Below are 17922 nucleotides of genomic sequence, written 5' to 3'. Positions count from 1 at the left end.
CCACACTCCAGGAGGATCCCTACGTCCCAGGACGGCCACCGCCCCGAGCCCGTCACGGCCAGCGCGGTGGACATCCGCTCTCGTCTCAGTTTTGATGGGGGGTCTTCCGGTAAGACCACGCGAGGGCGATCAACCCGATGTACCCCGTCATGTTCGCTGTGAAGTCCCGTCCGGTCCAAGGCAGCGTGACGGCGATCGCGGCGAGCGCGGAGAGCGCTACGGCGATTCCCCTGTTGCGTCGGGAACTGCCCCGCTCGGCGTGCCTCGTCAAGGCACGCCAGCCCGCGCAGAGGCTGACGAAGCCGAAAGTCTGAAGGAGTACCGCAGGAATTTGGGAGGGCCCCCCGGCCAGAAGACCGTCGTCACCACCCATGCTCATGGCCAGGAGTCCACCGATCAACATGGCCAGGGAGCCTGTGAACCGGAAATACTCCCAGGAGATGCCCCCAGAGGGCACTTGGGCCGGTATACGGTGGGTGCCCCCGGTGGGCTCGTCAAGCACGGTGCTGGTACGCGTCTTGTACCAAGGGGGCTGCTTCCGGAGCCCAAGGTCCACGACTCCTTCGAAGTACTTTGCGCTAGTGAGCTTCCTTACCTCGCCCCCGGTGAACTCACTGCACTTCGATGAGAAGAGAAGCAGGAATGCCAGATACTGATCGGTCTGGTACCTCTGTGGTGAGTCAACCTCGTCCTCCACACCGGTGACCTCACACTCCCGGCGCGTAGCGGTGCGGCTACGCCCAGGGGGATGGTAGGTGATCTCGTCGAGTTTGAGCTTGACGATGGGTCGGTCTTCCCCCGTGAGGTGCGGCGAGTGCGAATCCGAGAACCGGCGTACCAGCCAGGCCTTCCGGGTCACCTGCACCTCAAGGCTCGGCCGAAGCCCCATTCTTTCCAGGGTGTCGTGGAGATCATCGAACGAGACCGGGGCTGGCGCTTCTGAGACATGCTGATATTTAGTCAGCAGGCGGCAGATGTCATCCCACTTGGCCTGGATATCGTCGCTTTCACGGATGGAGGACTCCTCCTGTTTGGACATGAAGCTCTTCGGGGCCCCTCTCTCCTTCAGGCGGCGGAAGGTCAGCTGCCGGCGCCCCTCTTCCCGCCGGATTCTGATGTACGCACCCCGCAAGAAGAGGTTGCGCGCCTTGGTGTCGTAGTACATGTCTGTGATCGTGCGGTTCGCGGCGCGCTGGAACCGATACCCATCAATGAACTGCTCGTTGTGCTCCAACTCGCGCAACAGGGCGACGTACTGGTCGTCGTTGCCGAACTGGAGCTTCAACTCCGCCTTCTCTACGGAGCCGTTCATGTCGGCTTGGATGATCGCCCGCTCGAATTTCGACTGAAACACCTCACGCGCCCCGTAATTGACCGCGACCATGCGCTTCATTTCGGTGAGGTCGGCGCTCCTGGTCTGGTCAAGCAGTTCGAGTTCGATCCGGTACTCGGGGGTGGAGGGGTCTTCCTTGCCGCGGTATTTGCTCTCGTCCAGACAGAGTTCAACGAGGTCGACTCCGTTGCTGCCCACGATCCAGAGTTCGCGGGTAGTTTCCACCGGATACTGATGATCCAAACCCATGGCCTGGAGGGTTGCAGCAGCGCCGACGCTGTGGACCGCGTACTCGATGTTCGTTCCGACCGTGGCACCGATGTTCTGGGCCGCGAGGATGGTGGCGACCTGGTTCATCACTTCCACCAAGGAACCGTCGCCGGGATTCTCGATCTCCTCACGCTGGGTGGGGTCGCCGCTGGGGTGCGGACGCTTGAAGGTCACTCGCAGCGAGTCCGCCTTCTCACGTATACGCAGTGACCAGTGACGGGCAGCGAGCTGACCCAGGGAATCGAAGTACGTGTCAAGTTGGACGTTGCTCTGATCGCGGCGGATCTCAAACCCACCAAAGTGGGATTGCTGCGCGAGATCCTCGCGGATTCGTTCGAACTCGCCTCGTGAGACTTCAAACCGGACCTCAACCTCGACAGCCATGCACGCCTCCTGTGAGTGTGAGGAGCAAGCCCTGAAGAACACTAATGTAGTCGCTGCCCGGTACAGCCGAGAATAGCTGTTTTCTAACGAAGTCCTTGGATGGGCAGAAGAGTTGGTCCGCTCGCTGCCTTGACGACCCAGACGGATCGCCGTCGACGGCGATACCCGCGAACTCCTGTGCGACGCCGCCCTTCTCGCTCGCACCTACACCCAGGCACGCCAGCTGGGCGAATTCCGTGCCATCCAACTCGCCGGAACACTCGCTATCTCACTACCCAATGCCAACAACTGTCTCAAGCGCCTCGTCGAAGCCGGCGCCCTGGTGTGTCCTTGCGGAAGTGACATCGCGAATAGAACAACGGGCGATTGTCCGCAACGCGGTACATGTCATGGAGTCCCTGAGGTTCCCCCTGCTGGCAGGACAGCTTGATACTGGGACGGATGGTCCCGGAGGAAGTAGTCACAGGTAGTGAGTAGCAAGAGCAACATGAGCAAGCGGTACACGGCCGAGTTCAAGCGGGACGTGGTCGCCTTGGCGTTGTCCTCGGAGAAGACGGTCGCCGAAGGTCGCGAGGGATCTGGGCGTGAGTCCGGAAGGGCTGCTGACGCTCGGAGGGGGGCTTGTTGGTGTACGGGGTGGTGGCTGACCTGGTGTGTTGATGGTTTGTTGAGAGGTAGTGGTTAGTGGGCGGGTGGGGAGGGTGGGGTGTGTGAGCTGGGGTTGTGTGTTCTGTGCGGAGAGGAGCTGGGTACGTTGTAGGTGTTGGTAGGGCTAAAAGGCTTGGTGCGTTTTTGTGCTGGTCAGGGCATTTTGAATGCTGTCGTTGGTAATGGCTGCTCGGTGTGTATCCGCTGGGTGGTGATCGATCTGTGGGGCTGCCGGACCGGTGCCCGCTACGTTTCCGGCTCGTAGAAGAACATGTCTTTCTCTGAGCCGATGTCGGAAGAGTGCCAGAGCGCGCGGATCTCCCCGACGGGGCTCGTGCGTGGTGGCATTGCTTCCCCCCCCCGGAGGTAGGCGCCCAGGCAGGCGATGGCGTCACGGCAGAGGTGGATCGGGGCCTCCCCCTGAGTGGTGGTCACGCTGATACTGGATCTGATTGATCCGGAGGAAGCGAGAAGACCGCCGATGGCGATGAAGGACTACTCGGACGAGTTCAAGGCCGATGCCGTGGCCCTGTACGAGTCCACACCCGGGGCGACGTACAAGAGCATCGCCGCCGATCTGGGCGTCAGCCGGGCGACCCTGCGTGAGTGGGTACTGCGGGGCCGCGAACGCCGCGGCGTCACCGCCACGGCTGCAAAGCCGGGCGCCCAGCCTCGGGAGACGGTGTCGTCCGCTGATCCGGACGAGCGGGTGCGGCAGTTGGAGGCGAGGGTGGCCGAGTTCGAGGCGAGTGAGCGCAAGCTCGCCACCGAGCGGGACATCCTCCGCAAGTCGGCCAGGTATTTCGCCGGAGAGACGAACTGGTGATCAGCCGCTTCCAGTTCGTTGACGACCATCGCAACACGTACGAGGTGAAGCGGCTCTGCCAGGTCCTGGACGTGAACCGGTCCAGTTACCACAAGTGGCTCGCCGGCGCCGAGGCCCGGGCCACCCGGCAGCGCAGGGACCGGGTCCTGGCCGAGGAGATCCGCCGGGTCCACGGCGAGTCCGGTGGCGCCTACGGCTCCCCGCGCGTGACCGCCGAGCTCCGCGAGAAAGGGCGGCGGGTCAACGAGAAGCGGGTCGCCCGGATCATGCGAACGTTCTCCATCACCGGCATCCGCCTGCGCAGACGTGTGCGCACCACCGTCCCGGACCCGGCCACCTCACCGGTTGCGGACCTGTTCCAGCGGGACTTCACCGCCACCGAGCCGGGGCGCAAATACATGGGCGACATCACGTATCTCCCGCTCGCAGGCGGGAAGTTCCTGTATCTCGCGACCGTGCTGGACTGCTTCGGCCGCAAGATCGTCGGCTGGTCCATCGCCGCCCACATGCGCACCGACCTGGTCGCCGACGCACTGCGGATGGCAGCCGCGACCCGAGGCGGCCTGGACGGCGCCGTGTTCCACTCCGACCACGGGGCCCCATACGGATCCCGGGCCTTCGCCGGCCTCTGCGACCAGCTCGGGGTCACCCGGTCGATGGGTGCGGTCGGCACCAGCGCGGACAACGCGGCCTGCGAGAGTTTCCACGCGTCCCTGAAACGCGAGACCCTCCACGGCGCTTGCGACTACGGCGACGCCCGGACCTGCAGAGGGACGGTCTTCGCCTGGCTGGCTCGCTACAACACCCGCCGCCGGCACTCCGCCAACGGCCACCTCAGCCCCAACGAATACGAACACCGACACCACACCGCCAAACTCACGCTCGCCGCGTGATCAAAATCGCGTGCCCACCTTCACGGGGGAAGGCCCTCCCGAGCCTCCGTCCGGGCCCGTCGCAGTGGCGGACCCGGTCCGCGGGCGGTCCGTGATGCCGAGCCGGCCGAAGAAAGGTCTCGGAAGTTCACGGGCGGTCCCGTGGGACCTACGGAGCCCCGTGCGTTCGTGCGTGTGGCGGACAGGCGACCCCGTACGTGCCCGGCCGGCGCCACAGGCCCGGAGCGTCGGCTGAGGAAGCCGACACGCCCGCCAGGTGCGACAGCAGGTACGGCAGGTCGACGCAACATACTGCGCGCCGGTCGCCGACGCCGCTCGGCACACGGCTCCGACGCATTGCCCCTCGGTCAGGCGGACGGTGTGCCGGTGAGGACCTCGACCTGGCCGGTGTCGGGAGAGCAGCAGGTGCTGACCACGGCCAAGTCGCCCGCTTCCGCAGCGGCGCGAGGTCCCTGTCGGACCTCGCGCCGGAGCGGCCTACTTGTGAGGGGTGCGGACGCCGAAGCGGTAGGAGCCCGACCCGACCTCGAACACGGCGGCCCCGTTCTCCATCCGGAGGAACCGGACGCCCTTCGCCTTCTCGACCGGTCCACCGCCCTCGGTGACCGCCCGGCGGGTCTCGGCGGGCACGTGGACCTCGGCGACGGTGTTGACCGGCACGGTCACCTTCAGGTCGAGAGCGCCGTCGCGGGTGCTCCACTTCGAGGAGAGAGTGCCGTAGACGGTCTTGAGGTTTCCGGAGCCCTCGGTCAGGTTTCCGCCGGGCACCGGTGCGATCCGGGAACGCTTGTAGCCGGCTTCGATCGCGGAGAGGCCGCCGATGTTCTGGAACATCCAGTCGCCCACGGCGCCGTAGGCGTAGTGGTTGAACGAGTTCATGTCGACCGGCCCGAAGTCGCCGTTGGGCATGATCGAGTTCCAGCGCTCCCACATGGTGGTGGCGCCGCTGGCGACCTCGTAGCCCCAGGACGGGTAGTCCTTGTGGAGCAGCATCTTGTAGGCGAGGTCGGCCCGGCCGATTCTGCTCAGCGCGGGCAGCAGCAGCGGTGTGCCGATGAAGCCGGTTCGCAGGTGGTAGTCGGTCAGCGCGAGTTTGGCGACGAACTTCTCGCCGACCTTCTCGACCAGTGCCGGGTCGGAGACAAGGTTCATACCGAGAGCCATGGCGTACCCGGTCTGGGAGTTGCCCTTGACGGTGCCGTCAGCGGCGACGTAGGCGCTGGTGAAGGCGGCGCGGATGTCGGCGGAGAGCTTGCCGTATTCGGACGCCGCCGCGTCGTCGCCGAGGGCCTTGGCCGTCTCCGCCATCATGCGGGCGTTCTCGGCGTAGTAGGCCGTGCCCAGGATGCCCTGTTCGGTCGGGTCGTTCAGGTGCAGCCAGTCGTTGGTGAAGAACGTGGTGCGGCCGGGTTCGAGAAGGTCCTGTCCGGCGCTGTCGCGCACGAACTGGAAGAACTTCCGCATGGCGGGGTAGTTCTCCCGCAGGATGCGGGTGTCGTCGTAGGAACGCCACACGGAGTACGGCACCGTGATCATGACGTCGGACCAGCCGACACCGCTGTCGCCGAACTGGCCCTGAGGGGTCGGGACGACGGCGGGCAGATCACCGTTGGCGTACTGGGAGTTGCGGACGTCCGCCATCCAGTGGGACAGGAACGCGCGGGTGTCGACGAGGTAGTTGGCCGTCGGCGCGAACAGACTGATGTCTCCCGTCCAGCCCAGGCGTTCGTCGCGGGCCGGGGTGTCGGTGGGGATGGAGAGGAAGTTGCCTCGCTGGCTCCAGGAGATGTTGCTGACCAGCTGGTTCAGCATGGTGTCCGAGGTTTTCAGCGTGCCGGTGGACGGGAGGTCGGATCCCCACACGACGCCCTTGACGGCGGAGAGTGCGGGAGGCGCGCTCACCCCGGTGATCTCGATGTAGCGGAATCCGTGCTGGGTGAAGGTGGGTTCGTAGGTCACCGTGCCGGTCTTGGCGAAGGTGTAGCGGTCGGTGACCCGGGCGGTGCGGAAGTTGTCGGTGTAGAGGGTGCCGTTCTTGTTGAGCACCTCCGCGTAGCGGATCTTGACCGTCTGGGCGGCGGAGCCGGTGAGGGTCAGCCGGGGCACGCCGACCATGTTCTGCCCGAGGTCGTAGACGTAGGCGCCGGCGGTGGGCTGGGTCAGCTCGCGGGCCTTGAGCACCTGGGTCGCGCGCACCGGTTCGTCGCTCTGCGGGACCAGGAGTGCGGTCCGGGACTCCAGGCTCGTGGCGGGCTCCCATGCCGCGTCGTCGAATCCGGGCCGGCTCCAGCCCGACGGCTTCAGACGTGCGTCGTAGGTCTCGCCGTCCTGCAGATCGGCCCTGGTGTAGGGGCCTTCAGCCGCTTTCCATGAACCGTCCGTGGCGATCCACTGGACCGAGCCGTCGGTGTAGGCGATGCGCACCTTCGCGACGAGCGCGGGGGTGTCCCCGTACTGGCGGCTCCAGCCGATGCCGACCTTGCCCGCCCACCAGCCGTTCGCCAGGGACGCGCCGATCGCGTTGTCGCCGCGGGCGAGCAGCTTCGTCACGTCGTACGTCTGGGACTGGATGCGCTGGTGGTAGTTCGTCCAGCCCGGGGCGAGCTTCTGGTCGCCGACCGGCTTGCCGTTGATCTCCAACTCGTAGACGCCGAGCGCCGACGCGTAGACGCGTGCGGAGGCGATCTTCTTGCCGGTCTTGGTGGTGAAGCCCTTGCGCAGCAGGGGGAGCGGCCGGACCGCGGGGCCGCTGAGGGCGTCCGTGGTGCCGGACACCACGAGGGCGGAGCCGACGATCTCACCGCCGGTGAACGGGTTCTTGTCGGCGGCGAAGTCGGTGTCGAGCAGTGTGCCGCCGTCGGCGCCGGTCACGGCGGCGTCGTAGACGGTTCCCTGCTCGCCGCAGCATCCGTGGGTGCGGAAACCGAAGTAGCCCTTGCCGAACGTGGTGTCCGTGAAGGTGTTGACCAGCTTGCCGTCGAGGGCCGTCCTGATGGTGCTGCCCGCCACGTCGTAGCGGACGGTGTGCCGGCCAGTGAGGAGACTCGCGTTGGTGAAGCCGAAGGGCGCGAGATCAACCTCCTGCAGCACGCTGTAGTTGCCCTTGACCTGCTTGTGCAGTCTCAGCATAGGAGTCGGGCCCGTGACGTTGAACTGCCACATGTAGCCGTTGCTCGCGTCGGAGGCGCGCAGGAACATACCGAGGGCGGCGCTGTCGATCTTGAAATCGGCCGTGGCGACGTAGTCGGTCCACTTGTCCAGCTCACTCGCGGCCTCCGGACGAGTGATCCACTGGGCGCCGTCCCAGTCGCCGGAGTCCAGCAGGCCCGTCTCGAAGGACGCGGGAGCGCTCCACGGGCTCGCGGCCTTCCTGTCGTCCCAGGCCCGCACGTGCCAGTAGTAGCGGGTGGCCGGCTTCAGGGCAGGACCGCCGTACCGGACGCCGACCTGGCGGTCGGAGGCGACCTTGCCGGACTTCCACACGTCGGCGGACCCAAGCGTACGTCCGACCTGGACCTCGTACGCCTTCTGCGAGGTCGCCCGCCGGGCCGACGCCAACTGCCAGCCGAAGACCGGGTCCTCACCCCCGATGCCCAGGGGGTTCACCCGGCCGTTGGTGGTCGGAGTCTCCACGGAGAACTTCCCGTCCGAGCCCGATGCGGCGGAAGAGGCGGACGCGGGCAGGACCGCTGTGCCTCCGACCACGGCGAACACGAGAAGGCCTCTGAGGAGGACGGACAGAAACGAGCGTTTACGCGGCATGGCATCCCCATGTGAGCTGTTCCAGGTGCTCGCGGATGGTGGCGCCGCGAAGCACGGTGTGCGGATGTGCGGGTGTGCGTTGTGGAGGTCAGTCCGTGGCGGTGCTCAGCAGGGTCTCCAGAGCGGCCGACGCGTCGGCGCCGCCGTCTTCGAAGAGGACCCTGTTCAGCAGCGCGGGCAGCCGGCCGGCCGGTATGTCGAGGAACGGCGCAAGATGCCGGGCCAGTTGTGCGGAGTCGTCACCCAGGCCGTTCCGGCTCAGAGCGTCGACCGTGCGTGCCCAGAGGCCGGGCTCGTCCATGAGGTCCCGCACGGTGACCACCTCGAACGGTGCCGGGGCGAGGCAGGGATCGTCGGTGGTCCAGGTGTGCGTGCCGTGGGCCACGGTCACGGGAGGCTGTGCGGAACCGGGCAGGTGGACGCTGGCACGTGCGCCCACGGGTACGACCACGTCCAGGTGGAACCGGCCGTTGGTGCGCCGCCAGCACACCGACGCCTCCCCGTACGGGGTGAGATGCACGGCCGCGACGTGGGTGAGTGCCCGGTACGGCAGCGGGCGTACGGTGAACTCCCGGTATCCGGGGGCGGTGGGGGCGAGTCCGGCGACCGTGCGGTGCATCCAGTCGGCGACGGCTCCGAGGGCGTAGTGGTTGAAGGACGTCATCTGGCCGGGGTTGACGGTGCCGTCGGGCAGCATGCTGTCCCAGCGTTCCCAGACCGTGGTGGCGCCCATCGTCACGGGATACAGCCAGGAGGGGCAGCCCTTCTCCAACAGCAGGCGGTGGGCGAGGTCGGGATGGCCGGCGGCGGTGAGGGCGTCGGTCATCAGCGGGGTGCCGACGAATCCGGTGGCGATACGGAAGCCGTTCGTGCGGACCAGGTCGGCGAGCCTGTCTCCGGCCACCGAACGATGCCGGGGGGAGGCCAGCAGGTCCCATTGCAGGGCCATGGCGTACGCGGTCGGTGAGTCGCCCAGGATCCGGCCCACGGGGGTGACGTAGGCGCGGGCGAACGCCTCACGGGTCCGGGCTGCGAGCGTGGAGTACTGTTCCGCGTCCGCGTGGCGGCCCAGTACTTCCGCGGTGCGGGCGACGACGTCCGCGCAGCGGGCCAGACACGCGGTGGCGACGACGTCGGTGGGCGTGCGGGCGGCGAACGGGTCGTCGGGCGGTGCGGTGGGGTCGAGCCAGTCGCCGAACTGGAAACCGCCCGCCCAGACTCCGTCGGTGGTCAGCGAGGCCGCCTTGTCGACCCAGGCACGGGCGCTGTCGAACTGTCGCCGCAGGATGCCGATGTCGCCGTACCGCTCGTACAGCACCCAGGGCACTACGGGGGCGGCGTCGCCCCAGGCCGCGGCGGTGGGGGCCGTGTCGTCCAGGATGTCGGGGATCACCCAGGGGACCGAGCCGTCGGGGTGCTGCTCGGCGGCGAGGTCGGCGAGCCAGGAGGAGAGGAAGCCGGCGGAGTCGAAGAGGAAGGACGCGGTGGGGGAGAAGACCTGGATGTCACCGGTCCACCCGAGGCGTTCGTCGCGCTGCGGGCAGTCCGTCGGTATGTCGAGGAAGTTGCCGCGCGTGCCACGGACGACGTTCTCGTGGAACTGCTCCAGGTCCGGGTCGGAACAGGAGAACCAACCGGTCCGGCGCAGGTCGCTGCCGACGACCATGGCGTGCAGGTCCTCGACCGCCAGGTCAGGTATGCCGGTGACCTCGGCGTACCGGAAGCCGTGGAAGGTGAGCGAGGGTTCGAGGACGGCCTCGGCGGCTTCCGCCAGCAGATAGGTGTCGATGGCGTCGGCCGTGCGCAGGGGCCTGGTGCACAGTTCCTCTCCCTCCAGGACCTCGGCGTGACGGACCGTGACCTCCCGGCCGTCCGTGGCATCACGCACCCGCAACCGGACCCAGCCGACGACGTTCTGCCCGAAGTCGACGAGCGTACGGCCGGACGGTGACTGCCAGACCTTCAGCGCTGGCAGCACCTCGGTGACCCGTACGGGCGGGCCCTCCGGGGCGACGAGTCGCGACAGGTCCGCGTCCTCGTCGGGCAGTACATCCACCAGGCCGGTCGCTTCGCCGGGCGCGATGCGCAGATCGGTGCGCTGGCCCTTGTAGAGGTCGTCGGCGAGGATCCCGGTGTCCCGGGTCCGCCACTGATCGTCGGTGCCGAACGTCTCCACCGAGCCGTCGGCGTAGCGGACCTCCAGCTGGGCCAGCAGGGCGAGCCGGTCGCCGTACCGGGCGCGGGCGCCCCACCAGCCGAGATGGCCCCGGAACCAGCCGTTGCCCAGCAGGACGCAGAGGGTGTTCTCGCCCTCCGCCAGCAGCGCGGTGACGTCATGGGTCTGGTAGCGCAGCCGGTGACGGTAGCTGGTCCAGCCGGGCGCGAGGACCTCGTCACCGACCCGGGCGCCGTTGAGGGAGGCGGTGTAGACGCCGTGGGCGGTGGCGTACAGCCGCGCGCTGACCATCCCGGGGCGCAGGACGACCGTCCGGACGAGCTCCGGGGCGGGCGCGTCCAGGGCCCCGTGGTCGCGGGGGGTGATGAACCTGGCGCTCCAGTCGGCCGGGTGCAGCAACCCCGTCTCCACGGCGGCGGGCGCGCTCCACTCGCTCCAGCGCGGTCCGGACGCCACCCGGACCCGGACGCCGGCCCGGGTGCGGGAAGGCAGGGGCCCGAACGGCCAAGCCACCAGGATCTGCTCGGCCGACTCGACCCGCACGACGGTGGCGCCGTCCAGCTCCACCTCGTACGCCGTCTGCAGCCAGGCGGGGTCCTCCGTGCGGACCTGCCAGGACAGGCGGGGCTCCGGGGTGCCGACGCCGAGTGCGTCCTCCCGGTGCTCGAACCGGACGGAGACCACCGTGGTGTCGGGTTCCGGACGCTCAAGGCTCATACCGACCTGCGCTCCCTGCATTGTGTGGCACGTTCCACGCTTGAAACGACTCAACCCTGAAGCGAAGATGTCCGGCACGTCAAGAGGAGAGGCCCGGAAATTTCCCGGCGGGCACCCCGGCGCGAGTCCGAAGCCCGTTCGGCGCAGGTCCGCATGCGAGAGGCGAGGGTGTCGAGCGGATCAGGTGCCGAGCAGCGGTGCGGTGCTGCCTCGTGTCACCAGGCGCGGCGTCGAGGCCGTGACGACAGAGCGGTCGCGCCGCTTCTCGATCCGCTCCACCAGGAGCCTGGCCGCCGTCTCGCCCATCATGGCGCCCGCCTGGTCGACGCTGGTCAGGCTCACGGGGATGAGCGCGGCGATGAAGGTGTTGTTGTACCCGGTGAGCGAGAGGTCCTCGGGGATGCGCAGGCCGAGTTCGGCGGCGGCCCGGAAGACGCCAGTTGCGGCGACGTCGGCGCCGGCGAAGATCGCGGTGGGTGGGCGTGTGGAGGTGAGCAATTCCATGGCACCGCGGTAGCCGCCCTCGTCCGAATACCCCGAGTTCACGACCCGGGCCAGGTCGGCCAGACCGTGCCGGGCCATCGCCTCGCCGTAGGCGGCACGCACGTGGTGCTCGGGCCGCTGCTGCCACTGACTGCCGGGCACCGTCGGATGCGACACATGGGCGATGTCCCGGTGTCCGAGCGCGACCAGGTGATCGACGATCAGGTCGACACCGACTCCGTCCTGGTTGACCACGCAGTCGTACGCCGGTGAGGGATCGTGGTGCCCGATCACCACCGTCGGCACGTCGGCGGCGATGCGCACCACCTCCGCGCGGGGAACGGCGGGGGCGACCAGGATCAGACCGTCCATCTGCCGGTCCACCATGGCGTGGATCAGCTTGGTCTGTTCCTCCATCTCGGCGGAACTGCTGGAGCCGATGAACACCGCGTACTCGGTGTCGCGCAGCGTCGCGTTCACGCCGTCCAGGAGGTCGGCGTAGAAGGCGTTGCGGACGCTCGCGAGCAGCACGCCGATCGTGTAGGTGCGGCCCCGCATACCCCGGGCGGCGGCGTGCGGGCGGTAGCCCAGCTCGGCCACGGCCGACTGCACCCGCTCGCGCATGGCGGGGCTCACGCCGTAGGCGTTGGTCAGCACCTTCGACACGGCGGAGGTGGACACGCCCGCGGTGCGGGCGACGTCCGTGATGGTGATCCTCTTCGAGCCGCTTGCCGGTCGCACTGGTGCGCACCTCCGTTGTCATTCACCGCTCTGCCCGATTTGTATTTCCGGAACGTTACTCGCGGATGACTTGACGATTCGGGCCTGTTCGCTTCAATCTGTGGGGCATCCGCTTCGTGGAACGTTACATGAAACGGATCGCATGACCGGGCCCACCAATAGGTGGCTGCGCCAGAATCGGGCCGCCTGTGTTGTCAGATGTGTCCTTGTCGGATGCACCGACCACAAGCAGCGGGCTCGAAAGCCGCAGTCGAATCACTGTAGCCCCGTCTTCCCCCAGGCCGGTCCGATCCGGCCGCGACCCGGTGGAGGCTCTCCATGAGTCGGCACGTCGCCTTCGCGCCGACCGCCCTGCGGCCGATGTGTGCGCCGGTGGGAGGTGGTGACGAGTGGGTGCTCATGTTCGTCACAGGGTCGCCAGGCCCTCGCAGCGTCACCTCGAAATATCGCATCTTGCCGTTTGAAACGATTCAGTCAGTGATTCGGTCGACGCATGAAACGAAGGAACAACGATGAGGTCAATCACTCGCACCAAGAGAAGAGCCGCAGTCGCCGCTGTCGCGGTTCTGCCGCTCGTGCTCAGCGCGTGCAGCGCGGGCTCGCTCGGCTCCTCCAGCGGGAACGACAGCGCCACGACATCGATCAAGCTGCTCGTCGACAACGCGCCCGACAACCTGAACGCGGCCAAGCAGCTGGCGAAGGACTTCGAGGCGAAGAACCCGAAGATCAGGGTGAGCGTGGAGACGCGTCCGGGCGGGACCGAGGGTGACAACCTCATCAAGACGCGGCTGCAGACGGACAGCATGTCCGATGTCTTCTCCTACAGCAAGCACGATTCGGTTGACAAGAACGGCGGCAACTCCCGCAACGGCAAACGCTCCAAGACCGTGCTGACCGACATGGGCCCGGTGGAGACAACCGTGCCGCGCGACCGCGACGGCTCCTTCGAACCGAAGATCGTCAAGAAGCGGCAGAAGCGCCTTACCGGCGTCGACGATATGGCCATCTCACTCGCCGCGAAGGGCCTGACCACCGGCGAGGTTCAGGCCCACCTGGCCGAGGTCTATGGAGCCGAGCTCTCCCGCCAGGCCGTCCCGGTACGGAACCTCCACACGATCCCGTTCGGCATCGGACAGTTCATGGCGACGTATCACCCGACCATGATCCACCACCCAAGATCTTTTGAGGACGCGGCCTGGGGCAGTCGCCTGAGCCACGACACGGCAAGGCCGTCAGCAACAGCCGACACAACAAATCCCGCGAGGACCGTAGCGGTGTACGCCCAGCCGGGCAGCGTCTGCCTGAAGAAACCGAACGTGACGTCCCGAGTGGTGAGGAATGCTGCGACGGTGGCGAACATCGCCCCCGCTGACTGCCGGGTCCACCGTCCATGCTTCGATGCGACGCGGCCACCCGGGCAAGGAACAAGAGGTTCTTTCGCTCGTCGCTTCTACCGGTCCCGATGCGACTCATCAACAGCAGCTGCCCCAGGCCTGCACGCGGCAGGGCTCCTCCAAGTTCAGCGGTGCAGCAGAGGGAGGAAGACGTCGTCGACGATCTCCTCCAGCGTCGCCTCGGCAACGGGTGCCTGCGTGCGGAAGAGTTCGTGCCGCACCAGGTCGACGGGGAGGGATGCCACCCGTGAGGTGATGCGGTCGAGCTGCACCTCGCCGCGCTCGTCGGCGCGCTCCAGGATGGTCATCATCGTCTCCGCGCCGAAGAACTGTCCCTGGAGATAGCCCGCCACCTCCGGGCTGCGGAAGTACTCGGCGAGCAGACCCTGGACGATCTGACGCTCCGTCCCCCCGAACCGCTGGGACATCCTGCGCAGGAGAAGCAGCACGTCCTCGCGGAGCGTGCCACTGTCCGGAACCTCGTCGGCGAACGACCCCTCCCGCCGGATGGCGTCGACGACCAGGGCCACACGGTTGGGCCAGCGCCGGTAGAGCACGGCCTTGCTGGTGCCCGCCCGGTCCGCGATGCCCTCCATGGTCAGCCCGGCCATGCCCACGGCGTTCACCTCGTCCCAGGCCGCCCTGAGGATGGCCGACTCCAGCGCGGCCCCGCGCCGTCTCGACGCCTTCGGCCCTCCACCGCTCACCGTTGCCATGTGTGCTCCTTCAGCAGTATTGCGTGACCCCGTACTTGCCAGTCCGTGATTAGAAACGTAGAGTATCTAAAGGAGTCCGGAAGTCAGCTCGTGGCAAGCGGGCGCCGTAGGCGGAGGGGTCACGCGATCCCGTCCGAGGCGAGGCTACGCGACCCGCGCCACAGACGTCGGCATATGCCGAAGGGGAGGGGTTCCTCGTGGAGAACGGAGCTGCGGACGGGCCTCGGTCGTCCCCCGAGGGGGCCGGCTTACCGGCCGTGTCGGTCAACGTCCGCCCCGACCGGAACACGGTCAACGTGTCCTTCCGGGCCGGGGGACCGGACGAGACCCGGCCCGGTGGTCCGTCCCCGACCCATGTGGTGGTCCGTGTCTACACCGCCGAGGGCGCGTCCGAGAGTTCAGGGGTCGTCCATGTCACCGGTCGGCGCGAGGCGGACGTCCTCGGCGCCGCCGCCCGGTGGATGGCGGAGAACGACACCGGGACGTTCATCCGGGACGTCTCCTTCCACCAGCACGACGATGTCCCGGTCGACGAGCACGCCTTCGAACTCCGGCTCTACGTGACGTTCCTCTGAGGAGGCGCGCAGCCGGCGCGGGGACGCGGTGTTCATCCGAGCCCGATGCATCGGCCGGGGGCCGGACGGGCGTGCCACACGGGCACCGCGTCCCGGTGCGGGGCGCGCGGACCGGCGTACTCCATGTCGCCGAGCGCCAGGCGCAGGGTGAGTTCGGAGCGTCTGCGGATGTGCAGTTTGCGGTACACCCGCGTGAGGTGCTGCTCGACCGTACTGACCGTGACGTGCAGCTTCTTCGCGATCTGGCGGTTGGTGTGCCCCTGTGAGGCGAGCATGGCCACCTTGTGCTCGGAGCTGCTGAGCGCCGGGGCGTCGGGGCCGTCCGGCGGTGGCGCGTCGTCCGCCCGCAGCTCGGGGAAATCCCGGAACACCTGGTCCAGCAACGGGGCCGCCGCGCACTCCTCCGCCAGGATCGCGCACTTGTGCGCGGCCGTCCGGGCGAGCGCCTGCTCGCCCAGGACGTTGTGCGTGTGCGCCAACTCCGCGAAGGCACGCGCCAGTTCGAGCCGGTCCTCGCTCTGCTGGAGCAGGCCGATCGCCTTGCTGAGCACCGGGGCGCGATGGTCCGGCGGCTCCGTGGCCGCGCGCAGCCGCAACGTCATTCCGCGCATCCGCACCTGATCCCGGGTGAGCGAGGTCAGCTGCTGGTCCATCAGCCGCCGCGCCTGGCGGACCTCACCGATGTCGACCAGCGCCTGCGCCGCGTAGGAACGCCAGGTCGCGAGGCCCGGCACCGGCAGCCGCCAGGCCGAGACACGCTGCTCGCACTCCCACAGGTCGCGCAGCCCGTTGCGGGGGCGGCCGGTCGCCAGATAGAACTGCCCGCGCGCCTGGAGGTAGAGCAGACCGAACGGCGTGTCGAACGCCGCGGCGGGCAGCGTGACGGCGAGGTGGGCCGCGGCCTTCTCGTAGTGCCCCATCACGGTCGTGGCGGACACCGCGCAGGCCAGCGGCACCGCGAGAGCCACGCCCCAGCTCTCCGCGGGCATCAGCGACAGCGCCTCCTCCGCATGGGAGAGGGCTCTACGGGTGTCACCGGCGCGCAGCGCCACCAGCGCCCGGCACGCCTGGAACAGCGCCCGCACGGCGACGGGCGCCCCGGCGACCTCCGGTTCGAGTTCCTCGCACCGCGCCACGGCCTTGTCCGCCGGATCGCAGTGCACGAGCGCGGTGAGGGCCGCCAGGACCTCGCCCAGGACCGGTCCGTCCGGTGTCCCGGCGCACAGGAAGCCGTCCATGACCGCCGGGGCCCCCTCCGTGGTCCGCTGCTGCCAGAGGTCGTCCATCGACAGGGCGAGGGTGTCGGTCCGCTGTCCCGCGCCCGGGGCGGGGTGGTCGGGGTACCAGGCGGTGAACCAGGTGGACATCCGCGCCAGCTCCCGGGACGGGGCTCCGTCCTCCGCGAGCCGCTCCAGGACCCGGGCCGCCTCCGCCGCCCGGCCGGTCCAGAAGAGGCCGCCGTAGACGGTGAGGGCGTCGGGCTCCTCGAGGTATCCCGCCCACAACTCCTCCAGCAGGCCCGAGAGTTGCCGGCGGGCCGCGGCCGGGTTGTCCCACCATTGCACCCGGATCAGGGCGGCGGTCAGCCGGGCGCAGTCCGCCTTTCCCGAGCAGGACTCCCGGGCCGGCCGGAGACAGCTGGTCGCGAGCGTGACATCGCCCCGGGCCAGGGCGTGCTGCGCCGACTCGGCCAGGACCGAGACGCCCCAGGCGTCCTCGATCTGCTGGGTGGCCGCGAGATGCCTGGCCACCACGGTGGCGGACGCCCCCTCGTCGTACAGCAGACGGGCGGCCCGGCCGTGCAGCGTGGAACGCTCGTCGTCGGTCATGTCGTTGAGTGCCGCGGCCCGGGCCCCGACATGCCGGAACCGGCAGTCGTTCAGCAGCCCCATGTCGGTCAGCTCGTCGACCGCACGGCTCACGGCGTCCCGGTTGCGCCGCGCGAGCAGCGCGACGACGTCCGTCGAGGCGTCGTCACCCAGTACGGCGACGGCGCGGGCGATGTGCAGGACGCCCGGCGCGCACCGGTGGAGACAGGAGACCACCACCCGGGAGAAGTGGTCGCCGACCAGGGGCTCGCTCCCGGCCGGATAGGAACCGGCGTTCATGTCCTGGGCCAGCGCGCATAACAGGACGGGGCTGCCGCCGGTGATCTCCAGGCATCGTCTGGCGATGCCCGCGGTGGGCAGGAAGCCCGAGCTCTCGGCCAGCAGCTCCGAGACCTCGGCCGCCGCGAGCGGCCTGAGCGGAATGAAACGGCAGTGCGTCTGATGGACCAGGCTGGACCAGCGGATGGCGGTTCCCTCGGCCGCTCCGGTGACCTCGCCGGCCACCACGAGGACACGGGCGGACCAGATCCGCTCGATCAGCCCGGTGAGGAAGCCCAGCGACTGGTCGTCGACGCTGTTCAGGTCGTCGACGACCAGGAGGATCGGCACCAGGGCGCTGAGCGCGAGGAGTTCGTTGGTGAGGTGGTCGATGTGGCGCGCAGCCTCCTCGGTCATGGCGCCGTCATGCCGCGCAGCCTCCAGCGCCAGGTCGCCCCACAGGCCCGCGAGGTTCTTCCGGTGGGCTGCCGCGTCGTCGGGCAGGAACGCGGTCAGGTCGCGCAGGAGGTGCTCGACCACGGAGAACGGGGTGCACGCGTCGTTGAGCGCGCAGGAGCGCAGAACGAGCACACCGTCCCGCGCCGCCTGATCGCCGAACATATGGAGCAGAGTGGTCTTTCCCATACCGACAGGACCGCTCACCACCACTACTTTTCCGCGGCCCGCCGCTGCCTCGTCCAAGGCGTTCTGGAGTTCGCGCAGTTCACTTTCTCGCCTGGCCAGCTGAATCATGCTCGCCCCCGTACCGTAATGTTCGTTAAATTCAGACGAAGTCCGATTTTGACGTGCAGAAACAAAGCGGTGGATGTCGCGTTGATTTACTCACGTATTGGCGCGCGGGGTGATTTTCGCGAAAAAGTTCAACACTGGGCGATCGTCGCCAGCATAACTCTACC

9 protein-coding genes and 1 pseudogene are annotated in these 17922 nt (G+C 68.1%); 3 read left to right on the top strand and 7 right to left on the bottom strand.

Features of this window, described 5'->3' with window-relative positions; translation table 11 throughout:
• Positions 1-85: 85 nt before the first annotated feature.
• Complete coding sequence (locus tag CW359_RS18510) at positions 86-1987, bottom strand: CYTH domain-containing protein (protein WP_105971061.1); 1902 nt, start codon at positions 1985-1987, stop codon at positions 86-88.
• Between the two features lie 1129 nt (positions 1988-3116).
• Between CW359_RS18510 and CW359_RS18500 the strand changes: the two genes are divergently transcribed.
• Positions 3117-4354 (top strand): IS3 family transposase gene (locus CW359_RS18500; RefSeq protein ID WP_232838449.1). Its coding sequence is split into 2 segments (ribosomal slippage): positions 3117-3440 and positions 3443-4354, totalling 1236 coding nucleotides; the frame shifts between segments, so codons are not numbered across the junction.
• Between the two features lie 477 nt (positions 4355-4831).
• On the opposite strand, the gene CW359_RS18495 is transcribed toward CW359_RS18500, so the two are convergent.
• The 4 genes from CW359_RS18495 to CW359_RS45875 form a co-directional block, all read right to left on the bottom strand.
• Positions 4832-8059 carry an alpha-L-rhamnosidase gene (locus CW359_RS18495; RefSeq protein WP_198655273.1) on the bottom strand — a complete coding sequence of 1076 codons (3228 nt, stop codon included), beginning with the start codon at positions 8057-8059 and terminating at the stop codon, positions 4832-4834.
• A gap of 145 nt (positions 8060-8204) precedes the next feature.
• On the bottom strand, positions 8205-11009 hold the full coding sequence (locus tag CW359_RS18490; RefSeq protein ID WP_105971058.1) for a family 78 glycoside hydrolase catalytic domain: 2805 nt from the start codon (positions 11007-11009) through the stop codon (positions 8205-8207).
• 180 nt (positions 11010-11189) lie between these two features.
• Complete coding sequence (locus tag CW359_RS18485) at positions 11190-12233, bottom strand: LacI family DNA-binding transcriptional regulator (protein WP_105971057.1); 1044 nt, start codon at positions 12231-12233, stop codon at positions 11190-11192.
• 433 nt (positions 12234-12666) lie between these two features.
• The gene (locus CW359_RS45875) at positions 12667-13038 is read right to left on the bottom strand and encodes a hypothetical protein (protein WP_198655286.1); all 372 of its coding nucleotides are present in this window, start codon (positions 13036-13038) and stop codon (positions 12667-12669) included.
• Here CW359_RS45875 and CW359_RS46520 point away from each other — a divergent pair.
• A pseudogene (locus CW359_RS46520) lies at positions 12926-13327 on the top strand (transposase); the annotation flags it as partial. The gene CW359_RS45875 and the pseudogene CW359_RS46520 overlap by 113 nt on opposite strands.
• A gap of 425 nt (positions 13328-13752) precedes the next feature.
• Here CW359_RS46520 and CW359_RS18470 read toward each other — a convergent pair.
• A complete protein-coding gene (locus tag CW359_RS18470) occupies positions 13753-14343 on the bottom strand; it encodes a TetR/AcrR family transcriptional regulator (protein ID WP_105971056.1) in 591 nt (196 codons plus the stop codon).
• 257 nt (positions 14344-14600) lie between these two features.
• Here CW359_RS18470 and CW359_RS18465 point away from each other — a divergent pair, with 257 nt between their 5' ends.
• Positions 14601-14918, top strand: a complete 318-nt coding sequence (locus CW359_RS18465) for a hypothetical protein (RefSeq protein WP_105971055.1) — start codon at positions 14601-14603, stop codon at positions 14916-14918.
• A 32-nt stretch (positions 14919-14950) separates the two neighbouring features.
• Here CW359_RS18465 and CW359_RS18460 read toward each other — a convergent pair whose 3' ends face one another.
• The gene (locus tag CW359_RS18460; RefSeq protein ID WP_105971054.1) at positions 14951-17758 is read right to left on the bottom strand and encodes an ATP-binding protein; all 2808 of its coding nucleotides are present in this window, start codon (positions 17756-17758) and stop codon (positions 14951-14953) included.
• Positions 17759-17922 lie beyond the last annotated feature (164 nt).

Origin of the sequence: Streptomyces geranii (genome assembly GCF_002954775.1) — a bacterium.
In the GTDB taxonomy this organism is placed as follows: domain Bacteria; phylum Actinomycetota; class Actinomycetes; order Streptomycetales; family Streptomycetaceae; genus Streptomyces; species Streptomyces geranii.
This window is presented reverse-complemented; position numbering and strand designations above follow the sequence as displayed.